The following is a 23807-nucleotide window of genomic DNA, read 5'->3' on the forward strand; positions in this document are numbered from 1 at the left end:
GGCGGAGTTACCAGAACAGCCTGCCCAGAAGGGGGGCGAGCAGCACGGTGGCCATGCCGGCTATCATCATTACCATGCTGGAGACCACCCCCTCCTCGTTGCCCATCTGATAGGCCCTGGCTGTCCCGGCCCCGTGGGCCGAGGCACCAAAGCCCGCGCCTTTGCCGAGGCGGCTGCGGATGGCGAGCACGGTGAGCACGCTTTCTCCCACCGCCATGCCGATGACGCCGGTCAGCACCACGAACAGGGCGGTGAGATCGGCGTTGCCACCCACGGAACGGGTCGCCTCCACCGCGAAGGGGGTGGTGATGGATCTCATGGCCATGCTGCGCTGCAACAGCTCGGAGAGGTTGAGCCAGCGGGCCAGCAGCACTGTGCTGCCCACCGCCATCACCACGGACGCCACGACCCCGACCGAGAGGGAGAGCCAGTGGCGGCGCATCAGCTGGCGATTCTCGTAGACGGGCACCGCGAAGGCGACGGTGGCAGGGCCCAGCAGCCAGAGCAGCCAGTGGGATTCGGCCATGTAGTCCCGGTAGGGAATGTGGAACAGCATCACCACGGCCACCAGCAGGGTGGGGGCCAGCAGCAGCGGCATCAGGGGCAGGATGCGCTTTTTGCCATAGAGCCACTTGCTGGCGTAGTAGAAGAGCAGGGTCAGGGCGAAGCAGAGCAGGCCGAGCAGGGTGTCAGACATGGCGGCGACTCCGGCGGGCCAGCTTCAGCTCGAGGCGATAGACCCTGTCCACCACCAGCGCCGTGGTGCCGAGCACCAGCACGGTGCTGACGATCAGGACCACCATGATGCGCCACCCCTCCTGCAGCAGCAGCTCCTGATAGTTGACCACGGCCACCACGGCGGGGACGAAGAAGAGCAGCATCTCCGCCAGCAGCCAGCGGGCCCCGGCACTGAACCACTGGGCCTTGACCACTCCGAGCAGGATGCAGACCAGCAGCAGCAACATGCCGGTGAGGTTGGCGGGCAGGGGCAGGTGCAAGGTGCGCACTGCGATGTCGGCCAGCAACCAGATGGCCGCCAGCAGGGCGATTTGGAAGGGGGTTTGCAACCAGCGAAGGCAGAGGGTTTTCATGGCAAGCGTCTTTCTGTGAACCTGCTCACAGTATAGAGAGGGACCAAACCTGCAAAAAATGAATTTAAATTATCAAAATCATGCCAAAGAGGCATGATTTAGCCAGCCATCCCCGTCAAGAGAGCACCATGGATATTCGAGCCCTGCGTTACTTCGTCGAGCTGGTGCGGGAGCAGAGCTTCACCCGCGCCTCCGAGAAGCTGTTCGTCACCCAGCCCACCATCAGCAAAATGATCCGCAACATGGAAGAGGAGCTGGGCCAGCCCCTGCTGAGCCGGGTCGGTCGCCGCTTCACCCTGACCGACAGCGGCCAGGTGCTGTTCAATCGGGCCCAGACCATCCTGGCGGAGATGCAGCAGCTGGAGGCGGAGCTGGCGGATCTGCAGAGCCTGCAATCCGGGCGTCTTGCCCTCGGCATCCCGCCCATGGTGGGCCATGTCTATGCGGATCTCATTCGTACCTATCGCAGCCGCTACCCCGGCGTGGAGCTCTCCATCGTCGAATATGGCGGGCGGCGCATCGAGCAGGCGGTGCTGGCGGGGGAGCTGGATCTCGCCATCACCATGCTGCCGACCAGGGAAGAGGGGGCTCTCTGCGCCCTGGATCTGGACAGTTACCCCATCCGGGTGGTGCTGCCGGACCTGCCCCGCTGGCGCGAGGGGGGCGAGATCCGGCTGGAGGCTCTGCGGGACGAACCCTTCCTGCTCTATACCCAGGCCTTCACCCTGAGCGAGCGGCTGGAGCAGGCCTGCGAGCAAGCCGGGTTCGTGCCCCAGGTGGCGGCCCGCAGCAGCCAGTGGGACTTTCTCACCGCCATGGTGCGAAGCGGCATGGGAGTCGCCTTCCTGCCGGAGCCCATCTGCCGGCGGCTGACGCCGGATGGGCTGGTGTTGCGCCCTCTGGCCCCGGCGCTGAGCTGGCGGCTCGGGGTGATCTGGCCAGGGGATCGCTACCTCTCCCGCACCGCCGAGGCCTGGCTTGCCCTGTGCCGCGAGCAGGGCTGAGGGAGGGGGGGCTGGGGTTAGGGGGTCCCCGGTGACGCCATGCCTGTGACGAAGCGGGCATAGGCTGCGGAGTGTCGCACCTCCTCAATCTCGTCCCACACCTGTTGGCTGAGATCGGGGTGGGCTTGATGGAAGGGGTGGGAGAAGATGAGGTAGTAGGGTTTTTCGACCAGGGGAGGGGTGATCCGCTCGAGTGTGGCCTGCAACTGCGGGTGGGCGGCCAGGGTCCGTTCTGCGACCCCGGTTTGCAGGGCGGCGGCAACGGCGCGCTGCATCGCGACCTTCTTGAGCAGGATCAGTGGTTCCCTGCTGGAGTCATCCACCCTGACACCGCTCTCCTGCAGCTGGGTGACGATGGAGAAGCCGGATTGCGCCGCAATGACGCCATGGGCGACGAGTTGCCGGCCATCCCAGCGAACCTGTCCGCCTTTTGGCTGGTAGAGGCTGTAGCTCTCGGTGAGCAGGCGCTTGGCGGGATCAGGTGCTCCGTGTCGCATGGGATAGACCCCTATGGTGCGAGCACGCTCTTCGCTGTAGCTCAGCTTGACGGCGGCATCGAGCTGGCCCTGGCTGACGAGGGAGAGGCAGCGTTTCCAGGGAAGGGGGGTGAGAATGATGGGGTGCCCGATCCGGTTTGCCACCTCCTTGAGGTGGAACTGCACTATCCCCTCGCCGGACATCAGCAACCAGGGAGGCGAATCACTGTTCTCCATGCAGGCACGAATGCTGCCGGGGGCGGCCATGACGCAGGTCGGCAGCAACCAGAGCAGCAGCGCCAGGCAGAGAGTGCGCAAGGGGAGCCTGCCTGACAGGGGAGAACCGGCGAGCCAGTCAGGGAGCGATGCCAAAGTCATCCCTCATCGGGTCATAGAGATAGGAGCGGTAGTCGGTGCTCTCGTCGGGCAACTGCGGGTTGGTCAGCCGGAAGATCTGGCGTGAATCGAGCCGGGCAAAGACCAGGGAAGGCTGGAAATGATGGCGCCAGAGGCGCTGCAGGGAGCCATCTTTCCAGGCCAGTTGCAGGCCGCGCAAAAGGCGCTCGCGCTCCTTGCTGTAGGTGGCGTGGCTGTAGAGGGAGTGGATGAGCGGATAGAAGAGGGCGACATGGCTATCCACGGTCAGCCCCGGCAGGCCGGGTCTGTGGTTTTTCCACTCGCTCAATATCTCGTTGGCACCACGGCAGAAGAGATCGATCCGGCCACGGGCCACTAGGCGAAACAGTGACTCATAGTTATCCACCTCCTGCACCCTGAAGCCGTTGTAGCGCAGGATGTCGGCATCCCGCCAGCCTGTGCCCACCCCTTGCGTGAACTGCTGCAACTGGGACAGGGTGTGAACCCCGGCCAGGGCCTGGGCACGGGCGCTGCCGACAAAACAGACCCGGTAGCCGAGCACACCCAGATCGATGGGGAAGGGGACCAGGGTGACGCCGGGTTGAGGGATCTCCTGGGGCCAGCTGTCGACGATGAAGAGGGCATTCTTGCCCGGCGTTTGCACTTCGAGCCGCATCCTCGCCTTGTTCATCCTGATGGCGTCGAGCAGTTCATAGTCGCCGTAATCGGGCCGTGTTTTCTCCAGCGCCAGCCGCATTGCCGCCCGGTAATAATTCATGCGGACATCCTGTTGGGTTTCCCCGGTGATCAGGGTGAAGCGGGTGGCCGCCATCGTGAGGGACGGGAGGGAGAGGGCGAGCAAAAGGAGCAGGATTCGATGCATCTTGACCGGGTTCGGCAACGGGATTGTGCCCAGTATAGACGGGCCATTCCCGTCGACACAGCGCTATCAGGCTCTGGCAGATCTGACCTCTTGAGAAGGGGGTCATGCGGATTTCATCAAGAGACCCATACGACGACACAGCTGGCGCAGCGTCTGGTTGTCGAGGCAGCCAAAGCCGAGCAGCCACCCTTCCAGCGTCGGCGGGCCCAGGTAGAACTGGCCCAGATGGCGCAGCCCCAGCCCGCAGGCGTTGGCGGCATCGGTCCAGCGCGCCTCGCCACCGGGGGGCAGCAGCACGGCGCACTGCAGGCCGGCGCCGCTGTGGATGGGAGTGAGCCCCGGGCAGTGCTCTGCCAGTTCCGCCAGCAGCAGATCCCGTCTGCTCTGGTAGAGGAGGCGGCTCTGGCGCAGGTGGGTGGCGAAGTGCCCGCCCCGGATGAAGTCTGCCGTGACCGCTTGCTGCAACTGGTTGCTGTGGCCGTCGACGGCGGCCCGGGCGCGGCAGAAGGAGTCCATCAGTGGCCTGGGCAGCACCAGGTAGGCGAGGCGCAGCGAGCCGAACAGCACCTTGCTGAAGGTGCCCACATAGATCACCCGCCCCTGGCCGTCGAGCCCCTGCAGGGCGGGCAGGGGACGCTGATCATACTGGTACTCCCCGTCGTAATCGTCCTCCAGGATCCAGGCGCCGTGACGCTCTGCCTCGGCCAGCAGCGCCATGCGGCGGGGCAGGCTCATGGGGACGCCAAGGGGATACTGGTGTGCCGGGGTGCAGTAGATGAGGCGTGGTGCAGGATGATCCCCATGAGGGTTGAGCCCCTCTTCATCCACCGGCACCGGATGCACCCGGGCACCGGCGCTCTCCATGGCGGTGCGAGCCCCGGGATAACCGGGGTCTTCCACCCAGACGGTGTCACCGGCATCGATGAGCAACTGGGTCGCCAGCAGGATCCCCTGCTGGGAGCTGGTGAGGATCAGTATCTGATCCGGCTCGCACACCACGCCGCGTGACTGCACCAGATAGCTGCTGATGGCGGCGCGAAGTTCCCCAAGCCCCTGGGGATCCCCGTAGTTCATCCAGTCGCTGGCGCGCTGGCGCCACTGTTGCTGCATCAGCCGACCCCAGAGTGCCTGGGGGAAGAGACGGGGATCCGGCTGGCTGGAAGCAAAGGTGGTGCCCACCTCGGGCACGTCGTGACAGGCGCCACCCAGGGCCATCTCCTGACCGCGACGGGAGAGGCCCGCCGCTGACTGGGGCGGGCGCGGCGCGGGGCGCACCGCCGCCAGGGCGACAAAGCTGCCGGCGCCCACCTTGCGCACCAGATACCCCTCCGCCTCGAGCCGGCCATAGGCCAGTTCCACCGTGCTGCGGGAGATACCGAGATCCCGGGCCAGGAGACGGCTGGCGGGCAGGCGGCTGTGCAGGGGCAGGTGGCCCGCCAGGATGGCCTCGCGCAGGGTACGCACCAGTTGTTCGTGCAGGGGCAGATCCCCTTGCTGCTGGCTGGCGAAGAGCGTTGGCAGAACGGTCATGGTGTGCTCCCGTTGGCGCGGGGGTTGCACCTCTTTCGAGGCAGGGAGCCTGCCCGCAGGGCATGGCGCGGCAGTGGGGCTGGCGACCGACGGGCAGAGCGGGTGGGGTGGATGGTCATGGTGGCGGCTCGATGAAATTGGTCTGCCCATATTGGCAAAATTGGTCGGCGTGGCAAGGCCATTTTGTCGCTACATTGGTGGTCACAGGGTGGCGCCAGCGGGCGGCACGGATTGGCAACACAAGGAGTCTGCATGTCGGAATACAGTGCCACCATCAGTTGGCAGCGGGGGGAGCACGAGCCCTTCGTCGATCAGCGTTACAGCCGGGCCCATGAGTGGGCGTTTGATGGCGGGGTCAGGGTGCCGGCCTCCTCCTCTCCCCATGTGGTGCCGCTGCCTTACTCGGTGGCGGAACATGTGGACCCGGAAGAGGCGTTTGTGGCGGCCCTCTCCAGTTGCCACATGCTCACCTTCCTCTGGCTGGCGGCGAAGGCGGGCTATCGGGTAGAGAGCTACCGGGACGAAGCGGTCGGCATCATGGCGAAAAACGGGCAAGGTCGCCTCGCCATGACCCGGGTCACCCTGCGTCCCAGGGTGATCTTCGGGGGAGAGCAGGAGCCCGCCCTGGCCGATCTGGAGCAGTTGCACCACCAGGCCCATGAGGAGTGCTTCATCGCCAACTCGGTCAACACCGTCGTCACCACAGAGATCGTCATCTAGTCATCAGGAGCGTTCAGGATGAGTCATGTATTGAGCACAGGGGTGGCAGGGGCCGCCGAAGCCAGCGCCTTTTTCGAGGCCCAACTGAAGTTTCGTACCGATCCGGCGGATCTGGCCGCCGATCTGCTGGCCGGGGCGGCGGGGATCGTGGTCATCGATACCCGCTCCCCCGCACACTATGCCGAGGGGCACATCCCCGGCGCCATCTCCTTCCCCCACAGGACCATGACGGCGTCGACCACGGCGGTACTGGACCGGAACCTGGTCTATGTCTGCTATTGCGACGGCATCGGCTGCAACGGTTCGACCCAGGGGGCCTACAAGCTGGCGTCTCTCGGGTTTGAGGTCAAGGAGTTGATAGGGGGCCTGCACTGGTGGCGTCAGGACGGTTTCGCCGTCGCCACGGGCAGCGAGCCCGGAGTGCTGCTGGAAGGGGGAATTGCCTGTGCCTGTTGAACGTTGCAATGAGGGGGGCGATGCCTCCCTGTCCGGAGCCGCCCTTTTCAACGACTTTGGGCAGCCTCTGGGGTGTGCGCAGCCAGAATGGCGCGGCGCCGAGTTCCCTCCTCACCGCGCACTGCATGGCTGGGGCTGTCGTCTCGAGCCCCTTGATCCCGAGCGCCACCTGGGGGATCTGTGGCAGGCATTCAGTGCCGACAGCGGGGCCATGTGGACTTACCTGACCAGCGGCCCTTTCGCGGACGAGGTCGCCATGGGGGTCTGGCTGCGGGAGGTTGCCACCAAGCGGGATCCCCAGTTCTACGGCATCATCGACGAGGGGAGCGGACGGGCGCTGGGACTGGCGAGCTACCTGCGCATCGATCCCCTGGCGGGCAGCATCGAGGTGGGCTGGCTGCACTTCTCCCCCGCCATGCAGCAGTCACGGCTGGCGACGGCGGCCATGGTGTTGATGATGGCCAATGCCTTTGCTCTGGGATACCGTCGCTACGAGTGGAAGTGCAATGCCCTGAACCTGCCTTCGCGCCAGGCGGCCCTGCGCCTGGGCTTTCACTATGAGGGGACCTTCCGTCAGGCGCGGGTGGACAAGGGACACAACCGGGATACGGCCTGGTTCTCCGTCATCGACAGCGAGTGGCCCGCCCTGAAAGGGTGCTTCGAGCGCTGGCTGGAGGACGGCAATTTCGACCATGCCGGGCGTCAGCGTCGCCGACTCTCCGAACTGACCGCCGCCTGCCGCTCTGCGGCGTGTTGAGGGCGACAGATCACCCGCGGGGACGGGGCGGTTTCCGGTGCCGGGGCTTTGGGTATCCTTCGCACACAAGGCGTCAGATCCGACATCCAGACGCAAGAGGCGCCAGTCATGGCGCCTCTTTTGTTTGTTCAGTCGTGATGATCGCCGATGGGGGCCGCAATCCAGTTCATCAGCCGGACCATGTCCCCGGGGGCCACGCCGACCGAGAGCCCCCGCTTGCCACCGCTCACCAGGATCTCGTCGAAGGCCATGGCGGAGTCGTCCAGCACGGTGGGCAGCAGCTTCTTCTGGGCCAGGGGACTGATGCCGCCCACCTTGTAGCCGGTCAGCTTTTCGGCTTCCACCGGCTTCATCATCTCCACCTTCTTGAGCCCGGTTGCCTTGGCGAGCTGCTTGAGGCTGCACATGCCCGAGGAGGGCACGATGGCCACCACCGCCTGCTTGTCGTGATGGGCGAGCAGGGTCTTGAACACCTGCGCCTCAGGCAGACCCAGCTGGGTAGCGGCATGCTTGCCGAAGTCGTCGTGGGCTTCACACTCGTAGGGGTAGAGCCTGTGGGGGATCTTGAGCTTTTTCAGCAAGTTGATGGCGGGTGTCATGGGGTCTCCTCGAACCGTGGCAAGGCCAGACAGTCTGCGCCCGGGAGCCGGATGTGGCAAGAACCAGTCTTCACACCCAATCGGGGCCTGTGTTAGCGTAACCGGGTGCCGGATCCTATGATTTGGGCACTTGTCCCCGCATTCCAATGCAATGCGCCGGCGATCGAAAGGAATCGTAGCCATGAATACCACAGCACTTTGCGCTCGCGATATCGACGCGATGGATCGATATGAGACCCTCGCCAGGCTGACCGCCCTTGATCGGGCCTATGGCATGGTCGAGTTCGATCTCGATGGTCGCATGGTGTCGGTCAATCCCCTGTTTTGCGACATGCTGGGTTATCCCCCCGAAGCGCTGGTGGGCCAGTCCCATCTCATGCTCTTGCCGCCGGATCTGCAGGCGGAGCATGATCTCTTCTGGCAGAGAGTATTGGGTGGCGAGATCCAGTCGGGGGAGTTTCGCCGGGTCAGGCAAGGTGGCAACCCCCTCTGGCTCCATGCCACCTACATGCCCGTGACCGACGAGGCAGGCATCCTGCTGGGGGTGGTCAAGCTGGCGCACGACATTACCTCGGCGGTGATGGCCAAGCAGCGGGTCGAGCAGCAGAGCCAGCTGTTTGACATCGTGGTGGCCGCTCACCAGAGTTTTCTGCTCGATCGCAATCTCGGCTCCGCCTGCGACACCGTCTTCGAGCGGCTGCTGAGCGTGAGCGAAAGCTCCTATGGTTTCATCGGCATCATTCAGTACGAGGATGGCCGCCCCAGTCTCTATGTCCCCTCCATCTCCAATGTCTCCTGGGACGAGGCGACCCACGCCTGGTATGAGCAGCAGCGCCAGAGTCGGGGCGGGCTCATCTTCAGCAAGCTCGACAACCTGTTTGGGCACGTGGTGACCCACAATACCCTGGTGTGCTGCAACGATCTACCGAGCCATCCAGCCAGTCGCGGTGTCTCCCCCCGTGGTCATCCGCACCTGGAGAGCTTCCTCGGCATTCCCATCCGCCACAAGGGAGAGGCGATCGGCATGATCGCCCTGGCCAACCGCCCGGGTGGCTTTGACGAGACCCATGTCAGCCTGCTCGAGCCCCTCACCACGGCCCTTGGCACCCTTATCCACGCCCGCAACCTGGAGGATGAGCGCAGCCGCATGGAGCGGGTGCTGCGCTTCAACGCCGAGCACGACTTCTTGACCAAGCTGCCCAACCGCAGCAGCTTTTTCCAGCAGGCAAACGTGTTGCTGGATCACGTCCAGCACCATCCCGCCGAAGGGGAGGCCTGCTGCCTGGCCTTGATAGACATCGACTTCTTCAAGCAAATCAATGATGTATATGGACACCTTGCCGGGGATGCCGTGCTGGCGTCGCTGGCGGGGCTCCTGATGCAGGCGGTGCGCAGCAAAGATCTGGTGGCGCGATTTGGCGGGGAGGAGTTCATCCTGCTGCTGCGGGGCACGACCCTGGAGGAGGCCCACACCATCATGGAGCGCATCCGGCGCCAGGTGGAGCAGCACACCTTCCTGTACCAGCACCAGGCGATCACCGTCACCATCAGCGTGGGGCTCACGCCCTATCAGATGAGTTACAGGCGCATGGATGACTGGCTTCAATGCGTGGACCAGCGACTTTACGAGGCGAAACGTCGGGGTCGCAACCAGGTCTCCTGATGAAAGCCTATATCGCGAAATAAAACAGGGCGCCATCATGGCGCCCTGTTTGTTGTGGATGCTTTTTTCCCTTAGAGGGGGGTGTGCTGGCGGCAATATCGGGATCCCCGTGCCCGGCAGAGACGAAAAAGGGCGCTGAGGCGCCCTTGTTTGCAACGGTCCGGGATCAGCCGGTGTTGCGCATGCCGGCGGCGATGCCGGCGATGGTGACCATCAGCGCCTGATCCAGCTCGGGGTGCAGGGTCTCCGGGTGGTTGCGGGAGCGATTGAGCAGCTCGGCCTGCAGCACGTTGAGCGGGTCGGTGTAGGGGTTGCGCAGCTTGATGGACTCCTTGATCCAAGGCTGATCGTCCAGCAGGTCGCCCTGCGGGCGCAGTTTCAGCACCACCTCGATGGAGTCGGCAAGCTCCTGACGCAGCTGCTTGCCGAGTGCCCACAGGTTCTCCGGCACCAGGCGGGTGTCATAGTATTCCGCCAGCCAGAGGTCGGCCTTGAGGAACACCATCTCCAGCATTTCGAGACGGGTGCGGAAGAAGGGCCACTGGCGGCTCATCTCGTCCAGCACGCTCTTCTGGCCGTCGTCGATGGCTTGTTGCAATCCCTTGTGGGCGCCGAGCCAGGCCGGCAGCATCAGCCGGTTCTGGGTCCATGCGAAGATCCAGGGGATGGCGCGCAGGCTCTCGACACCGCCGTTGGGCTTGCGCTTGGCGGGGCGGGAACCGAGCGGCAGCTTGCCGAGCTCCATCTCCGGGGTGGCAGCACGGAAGTAAGGCACGAAGTCCGGGTGACCGCGCACGATACTGCGGTAGTGATCGCAGGAGACAGACGCCAGCTGCTCCATCACGGCGCGCCAGCTCTCTTTCGGCTTGGGCGGCGGCAGCAGGTTCCCCTCCAGCACGGCGCTGGTGTAGAGGTTCAGGCTCTGGATGGCCACCTTCGGCAGGCCGAACTTGAAGCGGATCATCTCCCCCTGTTCGGTGACCCGCAGGCCGCCGCGCAGGGATCCCGGGGGTTGCGATAGGATCGCCTGATGGGCGGGGGCGCCGCCACGGCCGACGGTACCGCCACGGCCATGGAACAGGGTGAGGCGGATGTTGTTGGCTTCAGCCAGCGCCACCAGGGATTCCATGGCGGCGTACTGGGCCCAGCCAGCGGCCATCATGCCCGCATCCTTGGCGGAGTCGGAGTAGCCGATCATCACGTACTGACGGCCCTGGATGTAACCGCGATACCAGTCCACCGACAGCAGGCGTTCCATCACGGCGGTGCCCGCCATCAGGTCTTCCTGGGTCTCGAACAGCGGGGCAACCGGCATGCGGAACTTGCAGCCAGCTTCCTTCAGCAACAGCTGGACCGCCAAGACATCGGACGGGGCACCGGCCATAGAGATGATGTAGATGCCGAACGCATCGGGGTCGTGCTGGGCGATGACGCGACAGGTGTCGATGGTCTCGCGGGTCTCGGCACTGGGATCCCAGTCGCTCGGGATGAGGGGGCGGCGGGAGTTCAGCTCGCGCAGCAGGAAGGCCTGCTTGTCCTCTTCGCTCCACTCGGCGTAGTCGCCCACACCCAGGTAGCGGGTCAGCTCGGAGAAGACCTGACCGTGACGCTCGCCATCCTGACGGATGTCCAGCTTGACCAGGTGGATGCCGAAGCAGGCCAGCTTGCGCAGCACGTCCAGCAGCATGCCGTCGGCAATGTTGCCCATGCCGCAGGCATGCAGGGAGTGGTAGCAGAGCTCCAGGGGCTCGCGCAGCTGGGCGGTGCTCTTGACCAGATCCCGGCTCTCGCTCGCCTGGCCCTGTACCTTGGCGGTCAGGTACTCCTGAGTTTCGCGAAGCTGTTCGCGCAGCTCGCGCACCAGGGCGCGGTAGGGCTCGGGATTGTCGCCGACCCGGGCACGCACGGCGTCGGTGCAATCGGCCATGGAGAGCTCGGAGGTGAGCTCCTTGATATCCTTGTAGAACAGGCTCACCGCCATCCAGCGGCCCAGCTCCAGCACTTCGGCGGTCACCTTGGCGGTGACGAAGGGGTTGCCGTCGCGGTCACCGCCCATCCAGGATGTGAACTTGACCGGCGCGGCGTCCAGCGGCAGCCGCACACCCAGATGGTGTTGCAGGCGCTCGTCCAGATTGCGCATGAATTCGGGGATGGCCGGCCACAGGCTGTTTTCTACCACGGCGAAGCCCCACTTGGCTTCGTCCACCGGGGTCGGGCGCTGTTCGCGGATCTCGTTGGTGTGCCAGGCCTGGTTGACCAGTTGCTCGATGCGACTCTGGATCTTGTCCCGCTCGCGGGGCAGCAGATCGGAGAGTTCCAGGGCCTCGAGGCAGTCGTTGAGCTGCACGTGCTTGTGGATCAGGGTACGACGGGTCACCTCGGTGGGGTGAGCGGTCAGCACCAGATCGATGTCCAGCTCGCGCACGGCCTGGATGATGGCCTCCTGGGACAGGTTGGAGGCTTTCAGCTTGTCGAACATCTGCTCCAGCGGGTCCGGGGTGCAGACCTGCTCTTCGCAGCGACGGGAGATGGTGTGGAACTGCTCCGCCACGTTCGCCAGGTTGAGGAACTGGCTGAAGGCACGGGCCACGGGCAGCAGTTCGTCATCGGAGAGGGTACGCAGGGTGTCGAGCAGGCGCTCTCTGTCTGCCTCGTTCCCCTTGCGGGAAGACTTGGCCAGTTGGCGAATGGTCTCAATCTTGTCGAGGAAGGCCTGCCCCTGATGATCCTTGATGGATTTCCCCAGCAGTTGGCCCAACATGCCTACGTTGGCCCGTAGTGCGGCGTACTTTTCGTTCATTCCACATCCTTATTTTGTTGGTGCCTCCTGACCTTCCAGGCGGGAGGCGACCTCACTTATTGTTGTGCGATTACAACATATGCTCCGTCATCTTAGGGGGACAATCTACCCAGATTGTCTGCGCAAGGTCAAATAACAAGCCGATTCAGAACATGTATTTCCCTCACCTGTCCCAAGGCGCCTGTCATGTAACTTACTTACATCCCTGTTTGGCTAGACGCAGAAGCGCCGGATCAGGTGCTGCAGCACCGCCGTGGTCGGTTTGACGAACGACAGATCCAGGTATTCATCGGGCTGGTGGGCTTGGGTGATATGGCCTGGGCCCATCACTATGGTCTCGCAACCCAGCTGCTGGATAAAGGGGGCTTCGGTGCAATAGTTCACGGACTCGGCGGCCCGGCCGCTCGCCTTTTCCGCCTCCCGCACCAGCTCGGAGTCATCCTGGCAGGCATAGGCCGGAATGGGTTCGTGCAGGTGCTGCAGGTGCAGGCAGCCGGGCTGGTGGATCTCGATGGGGGAGAGCGCCTCTTTCAACATGCCCATCAGCTCGTCGGGACCCACCTGAGGGGTGGGACGCATGTCGATGTGCAGCTCGCAGCAGCCGCAGATGCGGTTCGGGCTGTCGCCCCCCTGGATGTAGCCGAGGTTCAGGGTGGGCTGGGGCACGGCGAAACGGTGATCCGCGTACTTCTCCTTCAGATCCTGCTGGAGCCTGAGCACCTGACCCATGGCCTTGTGCATGATCTCCATGGCATTGACGCCGTTGGCGGGATCCGAACTGTGGCCGCTTCGGCCTGTGATGCGAATGGCTTCCGACATGTGGCCCTTGTGGGCCACCACGGGCACCAGCCCGGTGGGTTCGCCGATCACCGCGTAGTCGGGTTTGAGTTCGGCTGCGGCGGCGATGGCGCGGGCCCCGGCCATGGTGGTCTCTTCATCGGCGGTGGCCAGGATGCGCAGCGGCTTGCTCAGGGTCTTGAGGTCGACCTCCTTGAGCGCTTCCACGATAAAGGCGAAGAAGCCCTTCATGTCGATGGTGCCGAGCCCGTACAGGCGGTTGCCCTCTTCGGTCACCTTGAAGGGGTCTTTGGTCCAGGCTCCTTCATCGAAGGGAACCGTATCCGTGTGGCCCGCCAGCAGCAGCCCCCCTTCTCCCTGACCATAGGTCGCCACCAGGTTGAACTTGCCCGGCAGATCTGGCAGGGCCGTGACCTCGCACTGGAATCCAAGCTGGCCGAACCAGTCGGCCAGCAGCCGGATCACCGCCTCGTTGCTCTGATCCCAGCGAGTATCCGTGCTGCTGATAGAGGGAATCGCAATAATATTCTTATAAAGTGAAAAAAAATCCAGTTTGGCCATCAGCTCCTCCTTGCGTCCCCGGAGTGTTTCTGTTAGAAAATACAAATGCAAAGTGAGTGCATGAATATTCTATTCGAGTGCTCATCGACAAGGCCTCTAGTTGTAAGGGAAAGTTAATGTTCTGTCACCTGATCTGTAACCGACGACGCATATCCGCCTGAATTGCCCCTCCGCACTCGTTGCATCAAAGGGGCGATAGCCGACCCCTTGCACCGCAGCACCATGCTGTGAATTTCGAACCCAGACTTGGAATACTCAAACATGCTTAAGACCGTTATCGTCGGTGCCAGTGGCTACGCGGGGGCCGAACTGGCCGCTCTGGTCCAGAACCATCCACAACTCGAGCTGTTCGGCCTCTATGTTTCCGCCGGCAGCCAGGACGCCCACAAGCGCTTCTCTTCCCTGCATCCCCAATGGGTGGGTAAGCTGGATCAGCCGCTGCTGCCCTTGGACGAAGACGGCATGACCCGGATCCTGACCCAGGCCGATCTGGTGGTGCTGGCCACCGCTCACGAGGTGAGTGCGGAACTCGCGCCCAAGTTCCTGGCCAAGGGGTTGCCGGTGTTCGATCTCTCCGGTGCCTTCCGGGTCAACGATCAGCAGTTCTACGCCTCCTTCTACGGCTTCACCCACGAGAATGAGCAGTGGCTGGAGCAGGCCGCCTACGGTCTGGCCGAGTGGAATGCCGATGCCGTCAAGGCCGCCCAGCTGATTGCCGTGCCGGGATGCTACCCGACCGCCTCCCTGTGCGCCCTCAAGCCGCTGCAACAGGCCGGGCTGATTGCCCAGGGGTGGCAGCCCATCATCAATGCGGTTTCCGGCGTCTCCGGGGCCGGTCGCAAGGCCGCCATCAACACCAGTTTCTGCGAAGTGAGCCTCAATCCCTACGGCACCTTTAATCACAGGCACCAGCCGGAGATCAGCCACCACCTCGGCAAGGAGGTGCTGTTCCAGCCCCACCTCGGCAACTATGTGCGGGGCATCCTGGCCACCATCTATGTGCAACTGGCAGAAGGGGTGACGCCGACCCAGGTGGATCAGGCCTACCTCAAAGCCTACGAAGGCAAGCCGCTGGTACGCCTCACCGGCCAGATGCCCTCCATCCGCGGCGTGGCGAGCACGCCCTACTGCGACATCGCCTGGCAGCAGCAGGGCAACATGCTGGTGGTGGTTTCTGCCATCGACAACCTGCTCAAGGGGGCCGCCTCGCAAGCCATGCAGTGCATAAATATCAAGTTTGGTTTTGAACCGGCCACCGGCCTGATTTAACGCTTTAAGAAAGGATCGAGAAGATGGACAAGCAGACGCTGGTAATCAAGTTGGGTGGTGCCCTGATCGAGAACGACGAGGCCCTGACCGCCCTGTTCGCCACCCTGAAGACCTTCCTGGATGATCAGCACCGTCCTCTGGTGCTGGTGCACGGTGGTGGCTGCCTGGTGGACGACCTGCTCAAGGGGCTGGGCATGACCTCCACCAAGAAGAACGGCCTGCGGGTGACCCCGTTCGAGCAGATCCCCGTGATTGCCGGTGCCCTGGCCGGGACCGCCAACAAGATGATGATGGCCAAGGCCATCTCCACCGGCATTCCTGCTGTGGGTCTGTGCCTCGCCGACGGCGGTCTGTGCCAGGTGACCCAGCTCGATCCGGATCTCGGTGCGGTCGGTGACTGCAAACCGGGCAACCCGGCGCTGGTGGCCGGCATCCTGGGGCAGGGCTTCCTGCCGGTGGTGAGCTCCATCGGCATCACCGCCGACGGACAGATGATGAACGTCAATGCGGATCAGGCGGCCACCGCCATCGCCGAAGCGCTGGGCGCCGATCTGGTGATGCTGTCGGATGTGAGCGGCATTCTGGATGGCAAGGGCAAGCTGGTGCCGCAACTGGACAAGCAGAGCGCGCTGGACCTGATGGAGAAGGGAGTTATCACGGACGGCATGGCCGTCAAGGTGAAAGCCGCCCTGCACGCCGCCGAAACCCTGGGCAAGCCGGTCTGTGTCGCCAGCTGGCGCTACCCGGATCAGCTGCTCAAGCTGCTGGCTGGCGGCGCGGTCGGCACCCAGGTCACCCTCTGATCTCCACCGGGAAAAGGACAATCCGATGCAACATCTTCTGAAAGACAGTGATTTAAGCAAGGCCCAGATCGAGGCGCTGCTGGCGCTTGGTAAAGCGGTCAAGGCCGATCCGAAGAAATACAGCCAGGCCCTGGCGGGCAAGAGCGTGGTCACCCTGTTCGAGAAGCCCTCCCTGCGTACCCGGGTCACCTTCGACATCGGCATCGCCAAACTGGGTGGTCACAGCGTCTATCTGGATCAGCAGAACGGCGCGCTCGGCAAGCGGGAGTCGGTGAAGGATTTCGCCAGCAACCTGTCCCGCTGGTGTGACGCCATCGTCGCCCGGGTGTTCGATCACCAGACCCTGGTCGAGCTGGCCGAGTTCGGCTCGGTGCCTGTGGTCAACAGCCTGTGCAACCTCTACCACCCCTGCCAGGGGCTGGCGGATTTCATGACCATCAGCGAGCACTACAGCGATCTGTCCAAGGTGAAGCTGGCCTATCTCGGCGATGGCAACAACGTGAGCCACTCCCTGCTGCTGCTGGGGGCGACCCTCGGCACCGACGTGACCCTGGTCTGCCCGAAAGGTCATGGCCCGGATACCCAGATCTTCCTGCAGGCCCAGGCGCTGGCAGCTCAATCTGGCGCGACCATACATATCAGCGATGATGTCGCGGATATCGAAGGCTTTGACGTGGTTTATACCGATACCTGGGTTTCCATGGGTGACAACACACCAATGGAGCAGGTAAAAGATATCTTCATGCCTTATCAGATCAACCAGGCCCTGCTCGATCGGACCGGCATCCAGCATGTGCTGCACTGCCAGCCGGCCCACCGGGAGCTGGAGATCACCTCGGAGGTCATGGACGGCCCAGCCTCCCTCATCATGGATGAGGCAGAAAACCGGATGCATATCCAGAACGCCGTGCTGCTGACCCTGTTCGGACAGGGCCAGAAGTAATCCGGCAACCGACCCGGAATCACCCCTTTTTATCGAATCATCACGGAGAGAAGTAAATGAGCGGAATCAACAAGATCGTACTGGCTTACTCGGGCGGACTGGATACCTCGGCCATCATTCCCTGGCTGAAGGAGCACTATGACGCTGAAATCATCGCCTTCGTCGCCGACGTGGGCCAGGAGCGTGACGATCTGGAAGGGATCGAGCAGAAGGCCATCGCCTCCGGCGCGGTCAAGTGCATCGTCAAGGATCTGCGGGAAGAGTTCGTCAAAGAGTATGTCTACCCGACCCTGAAGACCGGCGCCGTCTATGAAGGCACCTACCTGCTGGGTACCTCCATGGCCCGTCCGGTGATCGCCAAGGCGATGGTCGAGGCTGCCCTGGCAGAAGGGGCTGATGCCATCTCCCACGGTTGCACCGGCAAGGGCAACGACCAGGTGCGGTTCGAAGGGGCGGTAGCTGCCCTGGCTCCCCAACTGAAAGTGATCGCCCCGTGGCGGTTGTGGGACATGCGTTCCCGGGAAGATCTGCTGGCCTATCTGGAAGCCCGCAACATCCCCTGCAAGGCGACCCTGAAGAAGATCTACAGCCGCGACGCCAACGCCTGGCACATCTCCACCGAGGGTGGCGAGCTGGAGAGCACCTGGAACGAGCCGTCCGAAGCCGTCTGGCAGTGGACCGTCTCTGCAGAGGATGCCCCGAACGAGCCGGAATACGTCAAGCTGACCGTGGCCAAGGGCGAAGTGGTGGCCGTTGACGACCAGCCGCTCAGCCCGCACCAGATCCTGACCACCCTGAACGAGCGTGCCGGCAAGCACGGCGTGGGCCGGATCGACATCACCGAGAACCGGATGGTGGGCATGAAGTCCCGTGGCTGCTACGAGACCCCGGGTGGTACCGTGATGGTCGCCGCACTGCGCGCCGTGGAAGAGCTGGTACTGGACAGACCGACCCGCGCCTGGCGGGAAAAACTGGGTGCCGAGTTCTCCCACCTGGTGTATGACGGTCGCTGGTTCACCCCGCTGTGCAAGGCCATTGTCGCCTCCGCCAACGCCATCGCCGAGGAGCTCGACGGTGAAGTGGTGCTGAAGATGTACAAGGGTCAGGTCACCGCGGTGCAGAAGAAGTCGCCGAACAGCCTCTACTCCGAAGACTTCGCCACCTTCGGTGCCGACGAAGTGTACGACCAGAGCCATGCCGAAGGCTTCATCCGTCTCTACACCCTGGCGAGCCGGATCCGCGCCATGAAAGAGCAGCATCAAGCCATCGGTGGCGACCATACCCACGGCTAAGCAAGCGCTATCACCCGTTGATACGAGGGGGCATGGCCCCCTCTTTTACAGGCAGAGAGGCCCTTTGCCATCCTCATCGGGTGTGACAAGAGCGGCTGCGCCCTGGCCGCTTCTGTGAGATAACAGGCTCGCAGAAAAACAGGGCAAGATTTCAAGTTCGACGGCGCAAGGCGCCGCCGACAACGCATTCAAGGAGAGCAGTATGGCACTTTGGGGTGGACGCTTCAGTCAGGGAGCCGATAGCCGGTTCAAGCAGTTCAACGATTCGCTGCGGTTCGACTACCGTCTGGCGGAGCAGGATATTCAAGGCTCCATGGCCTGGGCCAAAGCGCTGGTCAAGGTGGGGGTGTTGACCGCCGATGAGCAGGCTCAGTTGCAGCAGGCGATGGAGGTACTGCTCGCCTCCGTGCAGCAGGATCCCCAGCAGATCCTGAACTCGGACGCCGAAGACATCCACTCCTGGGTCGAGAGCCAGCTCATCGACGCCGTCGGCGCCCTTGGCAAGAAGCTGCACACCGGTCGCTCGCGCAACGATCAGGTCGCCACCGACCTCAAACTCTGGTGCAAGGCACAGGGCGAGCTGCTGCTCGGTTCCATCACCGCCCTGCAACAGGGGCTGGTGGCCTCCGCCCGTGCCAACCAGGCCGCGGTACTGCCGGGTTACACCCACCTGCAGCGTGCCCAGCCGGTCACTTACGCCCACTGGGCCCTGGCCTATGTGGAGATGCTGGAGCGGGACCATTCCCGTCTGCAGGATGCCCTCAAGCGCCTCGACACCAGCCCCCTCGGCTGCGGCGCCCTGGCGGGCACCGCCTATGCCATCGACCGGGAGGCGCTGGCGCTCGACATGGGCTTTAGCGGCGCCACCCGCAACAGCCTGGATTCGGTCTCCGACCGGGATCACGTGGTGGAGCTGATGCACGTGGCGTCCCTCTCCATGACCCACCTGTCGCGCTTTGCCGAAGACCTCATCTTCTACAACACCGGCGAGGCGGGCTTTGTCGAGCTGTCTGACGCCGTCACTTCCGGCTCGTCGCTGATGCCGCAGAAGAAGAACCCGGACGCGCTGGAGCTCATTCGTGGCAAGACCGGCCGGGTGGTCGGTGCCCAGATGGGCATGCTGATGAGCCTCAAGGCGCTGCCGCTGGCCTACAACAAGGACATGCAGGAAGACAAAGAGGGGCTGTTCGACGCCCTCGATACCTGGCACGACTGCCTCGACATGGCGGCGCTGGTGCTCATCGATCTGAAGGTCAATGGCGAGCGCACCATGGCAGCGGCCCAGGGCGGCTACGCCAACGCCACCGAGCTGGCGGACTATCTGGTGGCCAAGGGGATTCCGTTCCGTGAGGCGCACCATATCGTCGGCGAGACCGTGGTCTATGCGATCCAGGTGAAAAAGCCCTTGGAAGAACTCTCCCTCCCCGAGTTCCAGCGCTTCAGCCCCGTGGTGGGGGAGGATGTTTACCCGAACCTGGAGCTGGAAGCGACTCTGGCCAAGCGGGTTGCCAAGGGAGGCGTCGCTCGCGAGCAGATAGAGGCAGCCCTCACCGCCGCCGAGGCCTGGCTGGCCAAACGGGCGGGTTAAGCCAAGCGGCTCGCCATGGGAACAAGAAGGCAGAACGGCAACCCCAGGGTTGCCGTTTTTTTATGGGTACGCCTCGGCGCCGTGGGGCGCGTTGACCAGGCGCTGTTCAGCCCCTGTGTCCGGCGCTGGCATGATGAACGGCGTCCGTGAGCAGTCGTTGCAACTGGCTCCTGGCCTCGTCGGTTTCATGGCTGGCAGTGAGCAGCACCACCCCCAGGGTGCCCGGTGAGGGCAGCACGCCGCCGAGGGTGGCGAGACTGGCCGGCATGCCGATGGGGGAACGCACCGTGATCCCTAGCCCGGCCTGCACGGCGGCCCAGATCCCGCCCAGGCTCTGGCTGGTGAAGGCGATCCGCCAGGGGATCCCGGCATCGTCGAGGGCGCGGATGGCCCGTGCCCGCATCAGGCAGGGGGCATCGAAGAGCACCAGGGGCAGGGGCTCCCCGCGCGCGAGCAAAGGGGCGAGGTCCCACTCGGGGTGGGCAATCCAGGCCAGTTGCACCACCTCGATGAGGGGAAGATCCTCCCGCTCTCCCTGTGGCTGCCAGGCGAGAGCCATGTCGAGGGTGCCCTCCCTGATCCCCTGCACCAGGGCCCCGTTGCGATCGATGCGGGTTGTCATGCGCAGGGCCGGGTGCTGACGACAGAGGGGCCCCAGCACGGCGGGGAGCAAAGATTCACCGAAGTCCTCCTGCACCCCGAGCCTGATCTCCCCTTGCAGCTGTTCCCCTTTGAGGGCGAGCACGGCTTCGTCATTGAGCGCCAGCAGCCGCTTGGCGTAGCCCAGCAGGCGCTCACCGCTGGCCGTCGGCACCAGGTGACGTCCCTGCTTCATGACCAGATCGGTGCCGCACTGCTGTTCGAGTTTTTTCAACTGGGCGCTGACCGCCGAGGTGGAGCGGCACAGCCGCTGCGCCGCCAGCGCAAAGCTGCCGCACTCCAGCCCCAGCACATAGCTTCGCAGGGCATCGAGATCCAGGCTGGGGGGAAGGGGTGACATAACTATCCTTATAATCGGGATGATTGGTCTTGAATGTTTCGATTTTTTAAATTGTAGCAGTGAGGGAGAGTGGCTTCATCTACCAAGGAGATTGCCATGACACCTGATGTTCCCGATCGCGCCGCCCTGGCGCAGCTTGCCCCCCGACTCGCCCGACTGGCGGAAGAGACGCTGTTTGGCGATATCTGGCAGCGCCCCACCCTCTCGGCACGCGAGCGCAGCCTGATCACCCTGGCCATCCTGGCGTCACTGGGCCGGGTGCAACAACTGCCCTGGCATATTGCATTCGCCCGGCAAAACGGCCTGTCCCGGGATGAGCTGGAAGAGCTGTTTACCCATCTTGCCTTCTACGCCGGTTTGCCCGCCGCAGTGACGGCCGTGGGCTATCTGCCCCCCCGCGAGGAGGTGACCCCATGCCGCTGACCCGCATCACCCTGTGCGAGGGGATGAGCGACGCACACCTGCAGCAACTCAGCGCCCTCTACCACCAGACCCTGGTGGAGGTGTTCGAGGTGCCGCTGGAGGATAAATTCCAGATCCTCGAGATCTTGCCTGCCAGTGCGCTCATCTATGACCCCCACTACCAGACCGGCCGCCGGGACCAGGGTTTCATCCTCTTCCAGATCCTGGCGGGCAAGGTGCGCAGCACCGCGACCAGGGAGCGGCTTTATGCACGTCTCGCCGAGCGCCTTGAGGCCGAGCTTGGGATCCATCCCGACAACCTCATGGTGGTGATCCAGCAGAACGATGCCGAGGCGTGGAGTTTTGGCCAGGGCCGGATGTTCAGACAGGAGGTGGCCTCATGATCGCCATGCACTACCGATTCACCCTGCCCGCAGACTACGACATGGCGCTGATCGAGCAGCGGATCGCCAGCAATGGCGCCAGACTGGACGGCTTTCCCGGTCTGTTGTTCAAGGCCTATCTCTACAGCCGTCAGGACGATGGGGCCCTGCCGGGGCAGGAGAACCGCTATGCCCCCTTCTATGTGTGGCACAGCGCCGAGGCGATGCACCGATTCCTGGCAAGCGAGGGATTCGCGGCGCTCACCCGGCATTTCGGCTGGCCCCGCATCGAGACCTGGCATCTGCTGCGGTCGCCGGATCCGGCCTCCCTCGACGGGGCTTGCATGGCCAGGCTGCGGCGCACCAAGGTCGCTTCCCACGACCAGCTGGCCGACCTGCACGGCGAGGCCATGGTGAGCGGCTGGGGTCTCACCCGATGGGAATGGCTGGAGGCGGATTTTCTCCCGTCCCTCTCATCGCCCTTGCCTGCCGGGGGCGAGATCTACCGTATCGGCTATCTGGCGAAGGGGGGAGGGGGGTAAAGCGGAATTATCTTTGTCATTGATGTTGTTTTTCCATTCACTTGGGCTGTTAAGGTGATATTCGCATCGTGAACATAGGGTGTTATATCGCGTTTGTGGATGATGATGTGGAATTGCGTTCACCCGCTGCAATGAACTGGCTCAGTGGGCACATTCGGGGTGACGGCCCGTGCCGGGCAGGGCATGATCCCGCTGCAATGCGTATGGACGCGTCAACCGGATCAAGGAGTTCCCATGTACCTGCCACCCCATTTCGCCGTTACCGACCCCGAGGCGCTGCACCAGCTGATGCAGGCGCACCCTCTGGGGGCCCTGATCACCTGTGGTGAAGGGGGGTTGGATGCCAACCACCTGCCGTTCGAGTTCGATGGGGAGCAGGGGGCCCACGGGGTGCTGCGGGCCCATGTGGCCCGCAACAACCCGCTTTGGCAGGAGGTGAAAGACGGCGACGAGGTGCTGGTGATCTTCCGCGCCGCCGAGGGTTATATCTCCCCCAGCTGGTATCCGGGCAAGCAGGTTCATCACAAGCAGGTGCCCACCTGGAACTATGCCGTGGTGCACGCCCATGGCCGTATCCGGGTGAGGGACGATGCCCGCTTCGTGCGTCGCTTGCTCGCGACCCTGACCCGTACCCACGAGGCGGGAGAGTCCATTCCCTGGAAGATGGCGGATGCACCGAGAGACTATCTCGAGACCATGGTGCAGGCCGTGGTGGGCATAGAGATCGAGATTGAGCGGCTGGTCGGCAAGTTCAAGCTGGGTCAGAACAAGGAGGCGGCGGATCGCCTGGGAGCGGCCAATGCCCTGCAGGAGCGCGGGCAGACCGCACTGGCCGGCGCCATGCTGAGCCCGCCTCCTTCACAGTCCTAGCGTGGCACCCAGGGAGCCGCCCGAAAAAAAACGGTAACCGCCAGGTTGCCGTTTTTCATGGTTCCACTCCCGCTCACGCGCTGGCATTGAGCAGCTTGCCTACGCCTTCCCCCGGGCCCTGGGGCAGGGTTTGCTTGAAGGCATAGAGCAGCTAATCGAGGTTGAGGCCGCTGTTGCCGAGGGAGCCCTTGAGGGTGTCGAGCTCGCTCTGCAGCGCGTCGAGGCGGGTGCTCTGGGTGCCGTCTGCCAACTGGGTGCGGGCGGCATCGATGGCCTGGGGCAGGGGCTGGCCCGAGGATTCCTGGCCCAGGGTCTGCATCAGCGCCCCCATGAAGTGGTTGATTGCGGGGCGGTTCTGCTCGCTGTCAGCCTCCTGGATGCCGAGGCGCTGGAACAGGCTCTGCACCGTGGGGGCAAGCCGCTCTTCCTGCACGGCGGGCTCGGTCTGGGTGGGCGGCGTACCGTCGCCCAGCAGCTTGCTGCCGAGCTTGATGGCAAGGGAGGCGAGGGGAAGCAGGGGGCCGATGGCGATCATGATGTCACTCTCCGTACGACTGATGTCATGACGGAGCAGGGAACGGGCCAGCTTGGCGAGCATTCAGCCGAAAAATGGCAGGGGATTGATCCTGCTGTGAATTTCGTTTTTGCCAGGCAGAGGGCGAGCGGGTGCGAACGGGGGCGGCGGCAAACCCTTGCAGCCCGGGGGCTGGTTGGTTTGCCACCCGGCTTGCCGGATCAGAGATCCTTGAACGGGCGGCGTTTCTCCTCCTCGATGACGATGGCCTCCAGATTGGCGATGCGCTCCTGCAACTCCTTGATGATCATGTCCTGCTTGCCAAGACGGTCGGTAATGCGGGCATCCCCCATCTGGTAGCGGGCGCGCTTGGTGAGATAGCTGAACGACACGCTGATAAAGACGATCAGAACGATACCTGTCCACATGGTCATGAATGACTCCTTTCAATATTTGAACTAGAGGATCTGTCTCCCGTGCTGTCGTTGTCTCATACCCGACCCTGG

24 protein-coding genes and 1 pseudogene are annotated in these 23807 nt (G+C 63.7%); 14 read left to right on the forward strand and 11 right to left on the reverse strand.

The features are described 5' to 3' along the window. Nucleotides 1-7: 7 nt before the first annotated feature. Complete coding sequence (locus AB5Y47_RS19310) at nt 8-697, reverse strand: LrgB family protein (protein ID WP_010675703.1); 690 nt, start codon at nt 695-697, stop codon at nt 8-10. Further along, nucleotides 690-1091, reverse strand: a complete 402-nt coding sequence (locus AB5Y47_RS19315; protein ID WP_039040574.1) for a CidA/LrgA family protein — start codon at nt 1089-1091, stop codon at nt 690-692. The genes AB5Y47_RS19310 and AB5Y47_RS19315 overlap by 8 nt, the downstream gene beginning before the upstream one ends. 128 nt (nt 1092-1219) lie before the next feature. Between AB5Y47_RS19315 and AB5Y47_RS19320 the strand changes: the two genes are divergently transcribed. Continuing rightward, entirely contained in the window at nt 1220-2095 is an 876-nt protein-coding gene (locus tag AB5Y47_RS19320) for a LysR family transcriptional regulator (protein WP_039040573.1), read from the forward strand. A gap of 17 nt (nt 2096-2112) precedes the next feature. Here the strand turns inward: AB5Y47_RS19320 and AB5Y47_RS19325 are convergent, their stop codons facing one another. From AB5Y47_RS19325 to AB5Y47_RS19335, 3 genes are all read right to left on the reverse strand, one after another. Further along, nucleotides 2113-2943 (reverse strand): substrate-binding periplasmic protein, encoded by an 831-nt coding sequence (locus AB5Y47_RS19325; protein WP_368220535.1) that lies wholly within the window; start codon nt 2941-2943, stop codon nt 2113-2115. Next, nucleotides 2927-3760, reverse strand: a complete 834-nt coding sequence (locus AB5Y47_RS19330) for a hypothetical protein (RefSeq protein WP_080944108.1) — start codon at nt 3758-3760, stop codon at nt 2927-2929. The genes AB5Y47_RS19325 and AB5Y47_RS19330 overlap by 17 nt, the downstream gene beginning before the upstream one ends. A gap of 153 nt (nt 3761-3913) precedes the next feature. Continuing rightward, nucleotides 3914-5341 (reverse strand): PLP-dependent aminotransferase family protein, encoded by a 1428-nt coding sequence (locus tag AB5Y47_RS19335; protein ID WP_323956302.1) that lies wholly within the window; start codon nt 5339-5341, stop codon nt 3914-3916. Between the two features lie 252 nt (nt 5342-5593). On the opposite strand from AB5Y47_RS19335, the gene AB5Y47_RS19340 reads away from it, so the two are divergent. Genes AB5Y47_RS19340 through AB5Y47_RS19350 form a run of 3 tightly spaced genes read left to right on the forward strand, consistent with a single transcriptional unit; the run spans nt 5594 to nt 7274 of the window. After that, entirely contained in the window at nt 5594-6061 is a 468-nt protein-coding gene (locus AB5Y47_RS19340) for an OsmC family protein (protein WP_010675697.1), read from the forward strand. 18 nt (nt 6062-6079) lie between these two features. Then, nucleotides 6080-6517, forward strand: a complete 438-nt coding sequence (locus tag AB5Y47_RS19345) for a rhodanese-like domain-containing protein (protein ID WP_042878345.1) — start codon at nt 6080-6082, stop codon at nt 6515-6517. After that, a complete protein-coding gene (locus tag AB5Y47_RS19350) occupies nt 6507-7274 on the forward strand; it encodes a GNAT family protein (protein WP_319896269.1) in 768 nt (255 codons plus the stop codon). The genes AB5Y47_RS19345 and AB5Y47_RS19350 overlap by 11 nt, the downstream gene beginning before the upstream one ends. 128 nt (nt 7275-7402) lie before the next feature. Here the strand turns inward: AB5Y47_RS19350 and ybaK are convergent, their stop codons facing one another. Then, nucleotides 7403-7873, reverse strand: coding sequence for a Cys-tRNA(Pro) deacylase (gene ybaK / locus AB5Y47_RS19355; protein WP_319896270.1), 471 nt, complete (start codon nt 7871-7873; stop codon nt 7403-7405). A 181-nt stretch (nt 7874-8054) separates the two neighbouring features. Between ybaK and AB5Y47_RS19360 the strand changes: the two genes are divergently transcribed. Next, the gene (locus AB5Y47_RS19360) at nt 8055-9536 is read left to right on the forward strand and encodes a sensor domain-containing diguanylate cyclase (protein ID WP_214002930.1); all 1482 of its coding nucleotides are present in this window, start codon (nt 8055-8057) and stop codon (nt 9534-9536) included. 166 nt (nt 9537-9702) lie between these two features. Here the strand turns inward: AB5Y47_RS19360 and ppc are convergent, their stop codons facing one another. Together ppc and argE are read right to left on the reverse strand one after the other, a co-directional pair. Further along, nucleotides 9703-12336 (reverse strand): phosphoenolpyruvate carboxylase, encoded by a 2634-nt coding sequence (gene ppc / locus AB5Y47_RS19365; protein ID WP_010675692.1) that lies wholly within the window; start codon nt 12334-12336, stop codon nt 9703-9705. A gap of 213 nt (nt 12337-12549) precedes the next feature. Beyond that, nucleotides 12550-13695 carry an acetylornithine deacetylase gene (gene argE, locus AB5Y47_RS19370; protein WP_039040568.1) on the reverse strand — a complete coding sequence of 382 codons (1146 nt, stop codon included), beginning with the start codon at nt 13693-13695 and terminating at the stop codon, nt 12550-12552. Nucleotides 13696-13956: 261 nt separating this feature from the next. Here argE and argC point away from each other — a divergent pair, with 261 nt between their 5' ends. From argC to argH, 5 genes are all read left to right on the forward strand, one after another. Next, nucleotides 13957-14964: an N-acetyl-gamma-glutamyl-phosphate reductase gene (gene argC, locus AB5Y47_RS19375; RefSeq protein WP_103858800.1), complete on the forward strand. Its 1008-nt coding sequence runs from the start codon at nt 13957-13959 to the stop codon at nt 14962-14964. Nucleotides 14965-14987: 23 nt separating this feature from the next. Further along, a complete protein-coding gene (argB, locus tag AB5Y47_RS19380) occupies nt 14988-15767 on the forward strand; it encodes an acetylglutamate kinase (RefSeq protein WP_010675689.1) in 780 nt (259 codons plus the stop codon). Between the two features lie 25 nt (nt 15768-15792). After that, nucleotides 15793-16710 carry an ornithine carbamoyltransferase gene (locus AB5Y47_RS19385; protein WP_010675688.1) on the forward strand — a complete coding sequence of 306 codons (918 nt, stop codon included), beginning with the start codon at nt 15793-15795 and terminating at the stop codon, nt 16708-16710. A gap of 56 nt (nt 16711-16766) precedes the next feature. After that, nucleotides 16767-18002 carry an argininosuccinate synthase gene (locus AB5Y47_RS19390; protein ID WP_010675687.1) on the forward strand — a complete coding sequence of 412 codons (1236 nt, stop codon included), beginning with the start codon at nt 16767-16769 and terminating at the stop codon, nt 18000-18002. 202 nt (nt 18003-18204) lie between these two features. Next, nucleotides 18205-19590 (forward strand): argininosuccinate lyase, encoded by a 1386-nt coding sequence (gene argH / locus AB5Y47_RS19395; RefSeq protein WP_124244270.1) that lies wholly within the window; start codon nt 18205-18207, stop codon nt 19588-19590. A 106-nt stretch (nt 19591-19696) separates the two neighbouring features. On the opposite strand, the gene AB5Y47_RS19400 is transcribed toward argH, so the two are convergent. Further along, on the reverse strand, nt 19697-20590 hold the full coding sequence (locus AB5Y47_RS19400) for a LysR substrate-binding domain-containing protein (protein WP_119197299.1): 894 nt from the start codon (nt 20588-20590) through the stop codon (nt 19697-19699). Nucleotides 20591-20686: 96 nt separating this feature from the next. On the opposite strand from AB5Y47_RS19400, the gene AB5Y47_RS19405 reads away from it, so the two are divergent. From AB5Y47_RS19405 to AB5Y47_RS19420, 4 genes are all read left to right on the forward strand, one after another. After that, a complete protein-coding gene (locus AB5Y47_RS19405) occupies nt 20687-21013 on the forward strand; it encodes a carboxymuconolactone decarboxylase family protein (RefSeq protein ID WP_045522042.1) in 327 nt (108 codons plus the stop codon). Beyond that, nucleotides 21004-21396, forward strand: coding sequence for a tautomerase family protein (locus AB5Y47_RS19410; RefSeq protein WP_052815513.1), 393 nt, complete (start codon nt 21004-21006; stop codon nt 21394-21396). The genes AB5Y47_RS19405 and AB5Y47_RS19410 overlap by 10 nt, the downstream gene beginning before the upstream one ends. After that, nucleotides 21393-21917, forward strand: a complete 525-nt coding sequence (locus AB5Y47_RS19415; RefSeq protein WP_049636107.1) for a DUF4865 family protein — start codon at nt 21393-21395, stop codon at nt 21915-21917. Before AB5Y47_RS19410 ends, AB5Y47_RS19415 begins: the two co-directional genes overlap by 4 nt. Before the next feature lie 234 nt (nt 21918-22151). Further along, on the forward strand, nt 22152-22787 hold the full coding sequence (locus AB5Y47_RS19420; protein WP_049636106.1) for an FMN-binding negative transcriptional regulator: 636 nt from the start codon (nt 22152-22154) through the stop codon (nt 22785-22787). 73 nt (nt 22788-22860) lie between these two features. Here AB5Y47_RS19420 and AB5Y47_RS19425 read toward each other — a convergent pair. Both AB5Y47_RS19425 and AB5Y47_RS19430 read right to left on the reverse strand, forming a co-directional pair. Then, nucleotides 22861-23322: pseudogene (locus tag AB5Y47_RS19425) on the reverse strand (hypothetical protein). Between the two features lie 200 nt (nt 23323-23522). Beyond that, entirely contained in the window at nt 23523-23735 is a 213-nt protein-coding gene (locus AB5Y47_RS19430) for a hypothetical protein (protein WP_043154852.1), read from the reverse strand. Nucleotides 23736-23807: the final 72 nt, after the last annotated feature.

The organism is Aeromonas sp. R7-2 (assembly GCF_040908105.1).
Lineage (GTDB): Bacteria > Pseudomonadota > Gammaproteobacteria > Enterobacterales > Aeromonadaceae > Aeromonas > Aeromonas caviae.